10 protein-coding genes are annotated in these 13,942 nt (G+C 40.1%); 8 read left to right on the top strand and 2 right to left on the bottom strand.

Annotation, left to right across the window (positions count from 1 at the left end):
- Positions 1 to 7 precede the first annotated feature (7 nt).
- The 7 genes from QZR76_RS07770 to QZR76_RS07740 all read left to right on the top strand — a co-directional run bounded on the left by QZR76_RS07770 (position 8) and on the right by QZR76_RS07740 (position 10,722).
- Positions 8 to 466, top strand: coding sequence for a phage tail protein (locus QZR76_RS07770; protein ID WP_294141973.1), 459 nt, complete (start codon positions 8 to 10; stop codon positions 464 to 466).
- A gap of 835 nt (positions 467 to 1,301) precedes the next feature.
- The gene (locus tag QZR76_RS07765; RefSeq protein ID WP_294141971.1) at positions 1,302 to 2,771 is read left to right on the top strand and encodes a bifunctional UDP-sugar hydrolase/5'-nucleotidase; all 1,470 of its coding nucleotides are present in this window, start codon (positions 1,302 to 1,304) and stop codon (positions 2,769 to 2,771) included.
- A gap of 125 nt (positions 2,772 to 2,896) precedes the next feature.
- On the top strand, positions 2,897 to 3,463 hold the full coding sequence (locus QZR76_RS07760; protein WP_294141967.1) for an RNA polymerase sigma-70 factor: 567 nt from the start codon (positions 2,897 to 2,899) through the stop codon (positions 3,461 to 3,463).
- 75 nt (positions 3,464 to 3,538) lie between these two features.
- Positions 3,539 to 4,699, top strand: coding sequence for a FecR domain-containing protein (locus QZR76_RS07755; protein WP_294141965.1), 1,161 nt, complete (start codon positions 3,539 to 3,541; stop codon positions 4,697 to 4,699).
- A gap of 76 nt (positions 4,700 to 4,775) precedes the next feature.
- Entirely contained in the window at positions 4,776 to 8,369 is a 3,594-nt protein-coding gene (locus QZR76_RS07750) for a TonB-dependent receptor (protein WP_294141964.1), read from the top strand.
- An 11-nt stretch (positions 8,370 to 8,380) separates the two neighbouring features.
- On the top strand, positions 8,381 to 9,805 hold the full coding sequence (locus QZR76_RS07745) for a RagB/SusD family nutrient uptake outer membrane protein (RefSeq protein WP_294141962.1): 1,425 nt from the start codon (positions 8,381 to 8,383) through the stop codon (positions 9,803 to 9,805).
- Positions 9,806 to 9,822: 17 nt separating this feature from the next.
- Positions 9,823 to 10,722, top strand: a complete 900-nt coding sequence (locus tag QZR76_RS07740; protein WP_294141960.1) for a hypothetical protein — start codon at positions 9,823 to 9,825, stop codon at positions 10,720 to 10,722.
- A 60-nt stretch (positions 10,723 to 10,782) separates the two neighbouring features.
- On the opposite strand, the gene QZR76_RS07735 is transcribed toward QZR76_RS07740, so the two are convergent.
- Both QZR76_RS07735 and QZR76_RS07730 read right to left on the bottom strand, forming a co-directional pair.
- Entirely contained in the window at positions 10,783 to 11,721 is a 939-nt protein-coding gene (locus QZR76_RS07735; protein ID WP_294141958.1) for a PCMD domain-containing protein, read from the bottom strand.
- Positions 11,722 to 12,639 (bottom strand): calycin-like domain-containing protein, encoded by a 918-nt coding sequence (locus QZR76_RS07730; RefSeq protein ID WP_294141956.1) that lies wholly within the window; start codon positions 12,637 to 12,639, stop codon positions 11,722 to 11,724.
- A gap of 313 nt (positions 12,640 to 12,952) precedes the next feature.
- On the opposite strand from QZR76_RS07730, the gene QZR76_RS07725 reads away from it, so the two are divergent.
- Positions 12,953 to 13,726, top strand: coding sequence for a hypothetical protein (locus QZR76_RS07725; protein WP_294141954.1), 774 nt, complete (start codon positions 12,953 to 12,955; stop codon positions 13,724 to 13,726).
- The last annotated feature ends 216 nt before the right edge of the window (positions 13,727 to 13,942 follow it).

The following is a 13,942-nucleotide window of genomic DNA, read 5'->3' as shown; positions in this document are numbered from 1 at the left end:
ATAACTTATGGCAAAGAATGATAGTTGGATCCCTCCCATGGCATTCTATTTTCAAGTACAATTCCATTGGGGTAGTCAACATATTGGGGCATCGTTCATGGAAGTGAGCGGACTGGATCAGGAGATGGTCATAGAGGATTTGTCTCAAGCCGGGGATGATAGAATGATAAAACTTCCGAAAGAGATTAAACATGGAAATATTGTTTTGAAACGTTCTTTGGAACCTTTGGATGAAAAGATAACTTCTTGGGTAAAAAGCTGTTTCTCGTATTCTATGAATGGTCGGATATCGCCGTGTAATCTGGTCATTTCTCTGATGGATGCAGGACAACAGGAGGTGGCTTGCTGGGCATGTAGTCGAGCATATCCGGTAAAATGGGACTTGGGAATACTGGATGCTCAAAAAAGCGGGCTTGTCGTCGAGTCGTTAACATTGACTTATAATCGACTGGAGCGTAAAAAATAATGGCTATAGTAATAAAAGAGATACGTGTGAACACGGTCGTGGAAAAAAAAAGTTGTGGAGACTTCCGATATATTCGAACATCTCTACCGGAGAATAAAGGAGGAAATCGTACGGGAACTCTCTTTATCGTCTCAAACGATTGTTCTTGTATCCTTCAATAGGAAAATAATTTTCTGGCGGATTATGCTTTTCGGTATTCCGCCAGATTTATTATATCATTAAGTCTAAGTCGTTTTCATTCATTTTCGATTTATTAATTATATGTAATTTTATAAATAAATAATTTAAATTAGTATTTGTAAATATTTGACTATAGCTTTTGCAATAGCCCGTATATGGCGGGTTTTATTTTCGTTTTTGTTTTTATGTGATACATAGCCGGTTGAAGGTATATGCCTCAAGAATACCCGTTTTCGTGAGGTTTGTTCGATTTTGTGAATATTAATCTCAAAAAACAGAGACTTCGTTTTGGGCGTAGAAAAGAATGAATATAAATGAATAATTTCATGAAATTAGTATTTTTTTTTGATTTTAATTTCTACATTTGCATATCTCACTCAAGTAATATACGTGCATTGCATAGGAAGATAGTGCCTCCGGTGTGCAATTGCACGTTTTTTATTAAATTTTGAGTGAGATCTTTATTTAATACCGGAGGCTTTTACCATCTTCTATTTTGTTTGAACGTTGGACTGATAATATTGTTATATTTTTATATAGCAACTTTTGAAAATTCTAATTTTGGGGCGGGGCCGTGATGGTTACCCGCCCTTTTTGTTGTTTTCCCGTTATTTTTGTTTATTTTTGTTTAGGATTAATTTAAAACAATATTGTCGTGAAACAGCGGAAAATTTTCAATCTTTATTTTATACTACTCGTTGTAGTGGTGATGTTCGGGTGTTCTAATAACAAAAAGTCATCCAAATCCGGAGAGGCTGAAATCGTTATTATTTCTACGAATGATATGCATGCCCAGATCAGTCAGTTCCCTAAATTCGCTACTTTTGTGAAGGAGATAAGAGAGACGTATCCTAATGTAATATTGGTGGATGCGGGAGATCGTTTTTCCGGTAGCCCTTTTGTGGATCACGCCAAGGAGAGGGGAAAACCGATGATCGAATTGATGAATAAGTTGGGATACGATCTTGCAACGATGGGGAACCATGATTTTGATTACGGTCAAACGGAACTAAAAAAACGACTTTCCGAAGCGCAATTTAAAGTGATCTGTGCCAACATTCGCTCGGAAGGGAGTGAATTGGGACAATTACCGCCTTATTTGATCATAGAGAAGGCCGGGATAAAACTCTGTTTTTTGAGTTTTATCGAGATCAGTCCGACAAGTCATATTCCTGCCACGAACCCGGAACATCTGGAAGGTATTGTATTTGCCGACTTTAAGGACGAGGTGGATACGTACCGGAAGTTGAAGAATGAGAGTGATGCTTTTATCGGACTTACTCATCTGGGTGTCTATGCCGATTCGGTGTTGGCTGCGGTTATGCCAGAACTGGATGTTATTATCGGGGGACATTCCCATACACTTTTGAAAGAACCTAAAATGGTGAATGGGGTATTGATCAGCCAAACGGGAAGCAGATTGCATTATGCCGGGATTACGGTGTTGAAATTTGAGAAGGGTAAATTGACGGATAAATCCTACCGAGTCGTAGATTTGGCGGGTATAGAGAATCCGGATGCCGAGGTTGTCGCCATGATTGAAACTTATAGCAACGATCCTGATTTTAAGGTTGTGATCGGAAAAGCGGCGGAACCTATGAAATATAAGGAGAATGTAGCCTCCATGGTAACGGATGCCATGGTTGATCAGGCGGGATGCGATTTTGCATTTTATAACTCCGGAGGGATTCGTTTGAATACTATTCCGGAGGGAGATATTACGAAGGGGATGGTTTATCAAATAGAGCCTTTTGATAATTATGTAGTGAAGCATGAGCTTTCCTTGCCGGAGATGAAGGAATTGATTCTGAATCGATTTAATAGTGAAACGAGTGACGAATATCGTCACATAGATCTTTTTATTTCCAGGGGGAGTTACACGATTTTGCAGGATAAGACGGGGAAAGGCGTGGATGTGGTGTTTAAAGATAAGGATGGTCGTAAATTGACTGATGGGCATCGATATAAGATCGGATTGAGTAATTACGTGAGTACTACCTATGATTTTTCGGGAAAGGGTAAAGGAGAAAAGTCCCTATTGATCACGGAGGCCGTGATACGATATTTACAAAAGGTCGGGACGGTTACTTACAACAAAAAACGTACATATATAAATCCTAAGTAAGAGATTAAGCGGTTGGGTGATTGAAGGATTCAATTGCTCAATCGTTGAATCGTATTTTCTTTTTCGATATAGTGGAAATTAATTGTTTATTTTGTCGCATTGGTTATTTTATATATATTCGTCGCATGCAAAAAGAAACGAGTGGTAACCGGGATGAATGTGATCTTTTAGAAAAAATAAACAAAGGGGATGAGTCTGGATTAAAAGAGCTTTTTGACCTGTATTATAAACCTTTGTGTGTTTTTGCATTAAACTATATCGATTCGTACGAAGAAGCTGAGGACGTGATTCAAGAGTTGTTCGTGAAGTTTTGGGAGAGAAGAGAAAAAACGATGTTTCAAGGTTCTTTGCGTTCCTATTTATTCTCGTCTGTTCGGCATAACTGTATCAAATTGGTTAAAGTTAGACGGAAATATCAATTTGATGAGTTAGAGCGTTATGAAGAGATCCTCGATGTTCAGTATACAGCCGAGGCTATAGCGGAAGAGAGGGAAAAGTTATACCTGGAGATTGAAAAATTACCTGAACAATGCCGTAAGGTATTTGAAGCTATTGTATTGAGAGATATGAAATACAAGGAAGCGGCTGAGCATTTGAATTTATCTGTGAATACGGTAAAAACACATTTATCGAGGGCTTTGAAACAACTGAGAAACTCATTGAACACGATCGTGTTGATATTACTTCATTAAAAAATTTTCAAAAAAAATCATTTTTAGTTCACCCATTTTGATCGATTTAGGCTTATCAGTATAAAAACGTGAAAAATGGACGAGAAAAGAGTTATCGAGTTAGTCGTTTTATATTGCAGGGAAGAATTGACTTCTCTTGAGGCGGAAGAGCTAAGGTGTTGGTTGCAGGAGAATCAGAAACATGCGGAAGTTTTTCGAGATTATGTGCGAAAATACCGTCGAAGCCGGCAGGTGACTTTTTGGGAGATAGCGGATACAAATGAAGCTTGGCATAAAATAAAAAAGAAAATAGGGAGTTCCGAATCCGGAAAAAGAAAATGGCTTGTCCGTTATTATCCCTATGCAGCTATGTTTATGTTATTTTTGTCTGCTTCGCTTTATTGGTATACAGGTCAAAATTGGGATTCTCCTAAAAAGGAGATCCTGACTGTTTTACCGGGTTCTTCCAAAGCGATATTACAATTATCTGACGGGAAACGGGTAGATCTGTCCCAGGATTCTTTATTTCAATTGAGGGAGGTGAACGGAGCGGTGATAGAAAAGGATACGGCAGGGAAAATCCGGTATGTCGTAAATGATAAGGATGCTGGAGAAACGCTTCTTGTTAATACGATTATTGTTCCTCGCGGGGGAGAGTATTTTTTACAACTGTCGGATGGAACAAAGGTTTGGTTAAATTCGGATTCAAAATTGGTTTATCCTGTTGTTTTTGGTAAGGAGAAGCGAAGTGTACGGTTGGAGGGAGAGGGGTATTTTGAGGTAACAAAAGATGCAGATCGTCCTTTTCTGGTGCAGAGCCGGGGGGCACGAATCAGGGTTTTAGGAACTCATTTTAATGTGTCGGCATACGAACAACAAGAGGAAGTTATAACGACATTGGTTGAAGGGTGCGTGCAGGTTTCCAACGGAAAAGATTCGTTGGTGTTGAAGCCGGGAGAACAATCCGTGTCAGATGCCACAAGAATAGATGTAAAAGAGGTGGATGTCAGGACATATGTTGCCTGGAGATCGGGTGTTTTTGAATTTGAAGAGATGGAACTGCAGGATATTACCCGTCAGTTGGAACGTTGGTACGATGTTGAATTTGTTTATTCCGATGATTCTTTACGTCATATTACGTTTACCGGGGCGGCCGACCGGCACCGGGATATGAATATCATGTTGGGAATGATCAAGAAATTGTCGAAAGTTTGTTTTATTAAAAAAGATAAGGTTATTATTATTTCTAAAAAATGAAAGGAGTGCGGCTAACACTCCTTTCCGAACTCCTGTCGGCTAAACAGGAATTGATTTTAACGTAAAAAACAAAATTATGAAAAAAAAGAGTAGATGGTATGCATTTGCACGTGGAAAATGTGCGAATAAAATCATGAAAATTATGAAATTGACTTGGTTGCTGATGTTCGTCTTTACCCTGCATCTTGCGGCTGAAACCTCGGCACAACGCGTGGTTAATGCAAAATTCTCGAATAAAGCTTTGAAAGAGGTTTTGAAAGAGATCAAAACGCAAACAGGTGTTTATTTTATGTATAATAACCGGGAAGTGGATGTGGATCAGAAAATTAGTGTGGAGTTGAATAATATGTCCCTGGAAACGGCTTTGGCAAAATTATTTAAGACGTTACCTTATAGATACGAGATTACGGCAGGGTACGTTTTGATTTTACCGGGGCAAAGGGTTAAAACGGATTCTGTCGTTGCGAAAAGAGAGATAAAAGGGGTTGTAATGGATGAAGGAGGATTGAAATTACCGGGAGTTACGATTCTATTGAAAGGTACGACAATTGGAACGGTGACGGATATTGACGGGAAATTTAAATTAAATGTTCCGTCGAATAAAGAGGTGTTTTTAATTTTCTCTTTTATCGGGATGGAGAAACGGGAAATAAAGGCGGATACTGCTTTTATGAAAGTAGTTTTGAAAGAATCGGTAGAGGAGGTGAATGAAGTAGTAGTGACCGGTTACCAGCAGATTGACAAGCGAAGACTATCCAGTTCGGTAACTTCTATAAAAGGAGAAGATATATTAATGGGCGGAGCCATTTCTGTGGATCAGATGTTACAGGGACGTTTAGCCGGTGTTACTGTATTGAATCAGACCTCTACTCCGGGAGCTGCTCCGAAAATTAGAATTCGGGGATCGTCTTCCATCACGGGAAACCGCGAGCCGATTTGGGTTGTTGACGGGATTATCTTGGATGAGCCCGTGCAAATTTCTACAGAGGAGCTAAATAGTATGGATAAGGTAAACCTGATCGGGAATGCCATTTCCAGTTTGAATCCGAGCGATATCGAGCGGATCGATATATTGAAGGATGCGAGTGCGACAGCTATTTATGGTGTGAAAGCCGCAAACGGTGTTATCGTGGTGACCACGAAGAAGGGACGGGAGGGCAAAGTGCGTATTAATTATTACGGTGGGATCTCGATCATGACTCCCCCTTCTTATAAGGTTATGCGTTTGATGGATTCCAAAGAACGGATTGAGATGTCGGAAGAGATGCATGAAAAAGGATTGGAATTTACCTCTTATAAGCCCACTCATATGGGGTATGAGGGAGCATTGATGGATTTGTGGAATAAGACAATCTCTTATGATGAATTCCGGCAGCAGGTAAAAGAGTTGAAAGAGTTAAATACGGATTGGTATGATCTGTTATTCCGTACTTCGGTCAGCCACCAGCATTCGATTTCCGTTTCCGGAGCTTTCGATAAAGGGGATTACTATTTTTCTTTGGGATATGCGGATGACCAGAGTGTGAATAAAAAGGAAGACGTAGACCGTTACAATGCCATGATCAAAGTGAACACCCGTTTCACTGATCATTTCAGAGTTGGGATGAATCTTAGTGCGGCCTTAACCAATACCAAACGGCCTCATAACTCCATTGATGTATATCAATACGCGGCGCAAACGTCAAGAGCGATTCCTCTTTATGATCAAAGCGGTGAGTTGTTCTTTTATGATAATGGAGTCGGTTATTCAGATATGATCCCGTTTAATATTTTAAATGAGTTGTCCGAGAGCGGGACAAAGGTAAAAAATCATTCCGTCAGATTGAATTTGACGGTGGATTGGAATATTTTACCATCTTTGAAATTCAGTTCTTTGCTGGGTGTTTCCTCGAATAATAATTACCAGACTTATTGGGCCAGTGAAAAATCTTACTATGTTTCAATGAAACGCCAGACTCCTTACGGGACACTTCTTCCCCAAAATCCGTCAGACGATTTTCTGGATCGATGCGAGATTCCTATGGGGGGAGAGCTCCTCAATGAGGATACGCGTAATGTTCGTTATACCATAAGGAACAGTTTTACCTTTTACAAGGATTTTGAAAAACATAATGTAACGGCAATGATTGGAAGCGAGATCTCTTCTTCCAAATATGATGCCCTGAAATCTACTCAATGGGGATACCTGCCCGAACGCGGAAAAAAGTTTGCCCAAGTCGATTTGACCAAATGGAGAAGGTTAGCTCAGAATATAACCAATACGCCGGATGTGATCACGGATAATCTGACCAATATTGTATCTTGGTACGGTACGTTTACCTATTCCTATGACGATAGATATATCGCCAATTTCAATATCCGGACTGACGGATCCAATAAGTTCGGACAGGATAAGAGCGTCCGCTTCTTACCGGTATGGTCTGTTTCCGGAAGGTGGAATATGCATAACGAGAATTTTATGAGAGGGATAAATTGGTTAGATGAATTTGCCGTACGTGCATCTTATGGTATTCAGGGTAATGTGCATCCTGATCAGACGCCGAATTTGATCGTGCGGATGGGAACCTTGGATGACGTGTCCAGAGAATACGAGTCGACTTTATATAAATTTCCTAATAATAACTTGAAATGGGAAAAGACCAAATCCTACAATTTGGGTATAGATGTTTCTTTCTTTAAGGGGTTGATATACGGTACGGTAGAGGTATACAGGAAAAAGGGAGTAGACCAGATCGTGCAAAAGGTAATTGCTCCTTCTACCGGGGCAAATTATGTGGCTATTAATGATGGTGACGTAAATAATTCGGGTTGGGAAATTAGTGTAAACGTGAATCCGATCCGTACGAAAGATTGGGCGTGGGGAATTTCTTTCAATACGGCGAAAAATTACAATAAGGTTACCAACGCGGGAGAGGCTGAGTCCGTGTCCTGGAGCGATTATGTCAACGGTACGTTAGTGCGGAACGGTCGTTCTATCAATAGTTTTTATGCTTATAGGTTTAAGGCGTTGAATGATGAGGGACTTCCTACATTCTACGGGGAGTCAGAATCGGATGAAACCGGGAAAAAGGTGATCAATACACAGGAAGAAGCCTATGCCGCTGCTTTTGTATATGCAGGACGCCGTGAACCGACGTTTGCCGGAGGTTTTTCAACGGATTTAAGGTATAAACGATTCAGTTTGAATGCCCTGTTTTCTTTTGCTTTGGGTAATAAGGTACGTTTGAATGACCTTTATTTGTCGTCCGGACAGGCATTACCTTTCCCTCAGCAGAATATGTCGAGCGAGTTCGTGGATCGTTGGCGCAAGAAAGGGGATGAGAACTACACGAAGATTCCGGCTTTATCCGATGATGATATGGCATTTACTGCTTACGAAAGAAAATACCCGATAGCCAATAACCGATGGGATATGTATAATAAGAGTGATTTAAGAGTTGTGTCAGGGGACTTTTTGAGATGCCGTTCTTTGACGTTACGCTATAATTTCTCCGAAGATTTATTAAAGAAGGTATGTATCTCTTCGGCAAGCCTGAGTTTTGACGTTACGAATCCTTTTGTGGTGAAAAGTAAAGATCTGAAAGGACGAGATCCGGAACAGGTAACAATGGGATCCGGGACTGTTCCTCCCCAAAGAGGATACTCGTTAAGATTAAATGTTTCATTTTAAAATCGCTTGTGATGAAAAAACATAATTTATTATATATATCATTTATTCTATTGTTTGGAGCTTGTAGTGATTTTCTGGATGAAAATTCACAGGACCTGTTAATTCCCAAAACCGTTCAGAACTATAAAGAATTTTTATACGGAGAAGGTTTAAACAATAAGTTGATTTTGTGTGATTACCTGGATGTGATGACGGACGATGCCGAGGAGTATATTAATCTGAAAAAGCTTACCCGGGAAGATAAACGTACGAGTTTCTGGTCATACTATTCCTGGCAACAATATCCTGAATTGCAAATGAATAATGCTCTGACGGAAGATCGGGCCTGGGAAGAGTATTACCATCGGATATTTGTGGCTAATGTGATTCTTGATAATTTAAATAATATGGAAGGCAGCCGGAGGGAGAAAGCCGATTTGGCAGGAGAAGCTTATTTTCTAAGAGCCTGGTCCTATTTTATGTTGGCTAATTTATACGGCAAACCTTATATTAACGAAGAACAGGCTGCCGTTGATTTTTGTGTGCCGATCAACTTTGCAACAGGTGTTGAAGACAAACTGTTATCCCGTTCCTCTATTAAAGCGGTGTATGATTTGATGGAGGAGGATATTAAACGCTCGATTACTTTTTTTAAGGAGGCGGAAATGGAAAAAACGATTTTTCGACCGAATTTGTCTACTTCTTATTTGTTAGCTTGCCGGATTGCCTTGTTCAGGAAAGATTATGACCGGACAATTGCTTATGCCGATTCGGTCATTATGTCGACAGATGCCGAATTGTTTGATATGAATGGTACTTATTCGAATCAGAGATTTATGTCTATAAGTAATGGTGAGATCATGTTTACTTATGGAAACCTCTCAACCCAAAGCCGGGCATTTCAGTATGGAGCTTCTTATGCTGCTTCTTTCGTCCCCTCGGAGGGGTTGATGAACCTGTATACGGCTACCGATAAACGAAAAACGACTAACTTATTTTTTGATAATACGAAAAAGAAACCGTTAAAATTTTACGGGGCTTCTTCCGATGGAGTTTATGCTTATGCTTTTCGTTTGTCGGAGGCTTATTTGAACCGGGCAGAGGCCTACGCCCAGAAGGGAAACATAGAAAATGCCATGCAGGATGTAAATGCTATTCGGGAGAAACGAATTTCGGGAGATTACAGCCTTTCGGCTACAACGGCAGAGCAGGCGCTGAATTACGTGAAAGATGAACGCCGGATGGAGTTCTGTTTCGAGGGATTTCGTTGGTTTGACTTGCGTCGTTGGGATCGTCCTGAGATTGTACATCGATATACATCTGTAGAGAATCCGAGTAACTATGTCGAGTATGTGTTGAGAAAAGATGATCCGGCTTATACCTTACCGCTACCGCAGAAAGAGCGGGATATGAATCTTTCTATAGAAAAAATAGACCGTCCGCAACGGGGAAAATGATGAAAACCAAAAATTAGATGAAAATGAAATTAATACAATTAATACTGTTTTGTGCATTGGTATTTTGTTTGAATGCTTGTTCCGATGAGGATAAGATTCATGCTACCATAGGAGATAGCTGGTATAATTTGGAAGATGATCCGTCGGATCCTGTCCAACATTATATTCATGAGTTTTACAAGACGTACCAGACGATTATTGTGAAAGATCCCGGTATTCGGGATTACCGTTATAACTTTAAGAAAAAGAATAATATCAGAATGGTCTCCCCTCTTCAGGAGAAGGAACTGCTCGAAAAGGGGTTGTCTTTGGTAAAAAAAGTATTTATCGATGTTTATCCTGAAAGTTTCTTAAAGAAATACCTGCCTTATTCTTTGATTATGGCCGATTCTATTTTCTTTCTGGGAATGGAAGAGCAGACGCCCAGTTACCATGCTTTTGTGAGTACGAACTACGTGGCGATTGCCGGTATTCGTCCGGAGATGGATAGTTATACAGATGCCGATATCCGGGAGATTCGGGGAGAGGTAAACGGTAAATTCTGGAAAGATTATTTATTGGCAATCAAGGGCGTTTTTCAGATTCCGGAGGAGTTTTATGAAGTAAGTGAAGAGTATTATAAACAATCCGATTGGGACTGGGATGTGGAAACTCCGGATGATGTCGATTGGCATGAGATGGGATTTGTTTCCTATGATCCCGGAATGACGAATTATGATCCGGATTGGGGAGGCTGGTGGATTCAGGCTCCCTCGAAGGATATCGATGTTTCTCAATGGCTGGAGTTTATCTTCAGGGTAACAAAAGCGGAACGGGATGCCTTACTCGAAACATATCCCCTGATGAAAAAGAAATACGATATATTGAAAGAAGCAATGAAACAATGTGATGAGTTCGATATCTCGTCACTTCAGTAGGTTGGTGATAGCAAGGAGGCGGCCCCAAAAGGCCGCCTCTCTTTCCTGCAGGTAATCTGTTTATTCTTCAGGAATGATTTCCAGGTATTTGATCCACAAGGTACTTTCGGCTCCCATGAATTGGTCTCCGTCTTTACTGGGGGTACAAACGATAGCTAATTTGTATTTTTTCGTGGGATCGTACGATCCGTTACCGATCTCTTCGAAATGGATGGTTCGACTGTTATAATCGCTTGTTGAGTTTCCGTCGATAAGACTTGCTTTCAGTATTACGGAAGTGGAGGTGTTTATATTGCTTCCGTCCAGGGCTTGGTCGTAAGAGCTCACTTCATACAGGTAGGCATTGATGGAGCAAGTATCTTTTTTATTCGGCATTTCTACGGCGGTATTGATAGTGGAACTTCCGCTTGGCACTTTTTCTGTTTTATAATAGGGTGTTCCCGGGGTATATTTGTAAGTAACTTTCAGGGATACCGGTTTTTTCCGGTAAGGAACACCGAATTGGGTACTTTTCAGTTGATCGAAAATGTTGAGTTTGAATTCGCCGTTGAATAACGTACCGGCCGTCATGGCAGGAACCATTCCGCTCGGTGTGGTTTCACTAACGGTTTTTCTGGTTATAACTTTTGCGGCTCCGTCTTCGGCTTTTGAGACGGGATAAGGTTCTACTGGAATACCCATAATTGGAAAGAGTGAGGCTGCAGTATTGGAGGAGGTGAGTCCCTCGGGTTCAAAATAATTACCAATAGTATTCCACTTTTCCATCGTGTATACCAAGTCTTTATCCTCCACCTTTACAATGAATAATTTTTTAGTGCTGTTCTTGCGAACGTCTTCGGCCGTAACATAGTAGGCCACGTAACATTCCGGTGTAAATTCAGAAAAATCGATAGCTGTTTTGTCGTCGATTTTAGTGCTGGTCTTATTTGTGGCATTATAAATCGTAACGGAATCCAGGGTCGCACCGGCCGGAATATCTATTTTCGGGAGTAAAACCAATTACTCGTTCGGGGTAGAATCCCATACTTTAAACGTGTAATTGGATCCGCTGACTGCGATCGGATCGAGAAGAACGTTACTGTTTATGGTGATTGTGGCCTTCATGTCCGTACTTTCTGTTACGTTCTCTCCGTCAAACGAGACATTAACGGTCAAAGGTCCTGCTTTTACGATTAACGAGAGTTGTATGTCGTTATCGACAATTACTCCGTTGACATCCACCTGCACTTTTCCAATTCCCTGTACTTCTATTTCCTGATCTATTGATTTAAAGGAGTAATAACGTCCTCTTTGCAGGACGGGAAGGGTATCCAGCTTTATCGTCCCTAACGACATGCCCGAGAAAGAGAAGTTGTTTATTTCCAATTGGATACGAGATGTTTCTCTGGTGGAGGGACGCGATGTGTAGATTCGTTGAGTCATGATTACAGGCTCGCTCAGGTTAGAAACGTTGATGGTCATCTCTCCTTTGTAAGTTTTGTTGTAAAAACTTGTAGCGTCGATACTTTCTCCACCCATGTCGGTGATCGTGATCGTGGCATTTAAAATTCCGGCATCAACGGTTCCTATTAGTTGTACCTCATATCCGACAATACTGTCGGTTGCACTACCCTCGAGTTTACTGTAATAGGCACTTTTGCTTACCGCTTCAAAAGTTGCTTTGGGAATAGCAAATTCCGGGACACCCGGTACGATGTTTAGTAGTTTGATCGTACTTGTTTCATCGGTCTCTTTTACGATGTTGATGGAAGCGTTCGCCGGGAGGTTTTCTCCGTTGGCTGTAGCTTGTAGCTTGTCGGCAGAATAAGTTGCGACAATGTCGTCAATGGTTGGCGGAGCTTCCGGTTTGTCGTCATCATGACAGGCGGAAAAAATACTCATACCTAAGATTAGAAAAAATAGTAATTTGTTTTTCATAAGTCATTAATTATTAGTTAATTTTTTATATTATAAATAAATGTACTGTCTATCAAAAAACGTTCCTTTTTTGATAGAGAATAAAATAAAGAAAATGAAAAAGGTTATAATTATGTGTTTTTATTTAACACTCGTGCTATAATAATGCATGGTGCACGTAATTAGATGTATAGAAAAATCAAATGTTAAAAAACGAGGGAATGTTTAATTTTTGATTATTTTTGCATGTTTTTTGCTGCTAATAAATTCGTCGTATTAAAAAAACGAAGGTTTTAAGATGAAAAACAATATGTTTAATTAATATTTAATGACTATGAAAAACAAACTTTTGTTATTATTGATTTTGGGTGTAACGTTCTTTTCAGCATGTAGTGATGATGATGATAATGACCATGCCCTTGTTGGAAAATGGAATTTAGAGAGCGTGCAAGTAGATGAAAGTCAGTCATTTGTTTCCGGTCCATTGTCTTTCAATTGGGTGGCAGCAGAGGGAACGACTCTACCTGTATTTGGATTAGATTTTCCGCTCGAGACGATACAGGGTCTGGCTGAAGGTATTGGAGGCCAACTTTTGGCGCAGGTGTTGAAAGATGTTACTTTCCAGAAGAAAGGACAGGTTATAGCTACTTATTCCGATGCCGGTGTAAGTCTGGAAGGAACGGTTACTCCTGCCTGGAAAACTTCAGAACCGAAATATTTAAGCTATAAGATCGTATCCGGAAGTAAGATTGCTCTTTATCCCAATATCGTCAATATTTTGGCTGAGGCTGATTTGAGTTTAGAGTCTTTGGGAACTCTCGGATTGTCACAAGCCGACCTGAATACCCTTATGGCATTTGTTAATAAGGTGATCACGGAAGGAATTCCTGCGACTTATACTTTGACAGATCAGGATAAGAAACTTGAGATATCTCTTGACAAAGCTTTCTTCGATCAGGTCATGACTTTGCTACCGGTTCTTTCCAAGTTGATTCCGGAGGATTCAAATGACGATATGATTGCCATAATCAAACCGATATTAGGGGCTCTTCCCGGTGTTTGGGCTAAAACAACCGAGTTTAAAATCGGAATTAAATTAGAAAAATAAATTTTTCCGATAGAAAACTAAAGAATCCTGTAGTATTAGCTACAGGATTTTTTTATGTTGGATGGTTTTAAAAAAAAATATTTTTATATTTGCAACTGTAAAAGACAAAATATGAGAACAAGTTTACATCATATGCATCATCATTGCCATCACTGTATTCAGGTGAGATGATGCTGTTATGCTGTAATTTAAAATAGAAAGTATAAACGAGCTCGC

This window comes from uncultured Sanguibacteroides sp., from assembly GCF_900543425.1.
Classification (GTDB): domain Bacteria; phylum Bacteroidota; class Bacteroidia; order Bacteroidales; family Marinifilaceae; genus Gabonibacter.
This window is presented reverse-complemented; position numbering and strand designations above follow the sequence as displayed.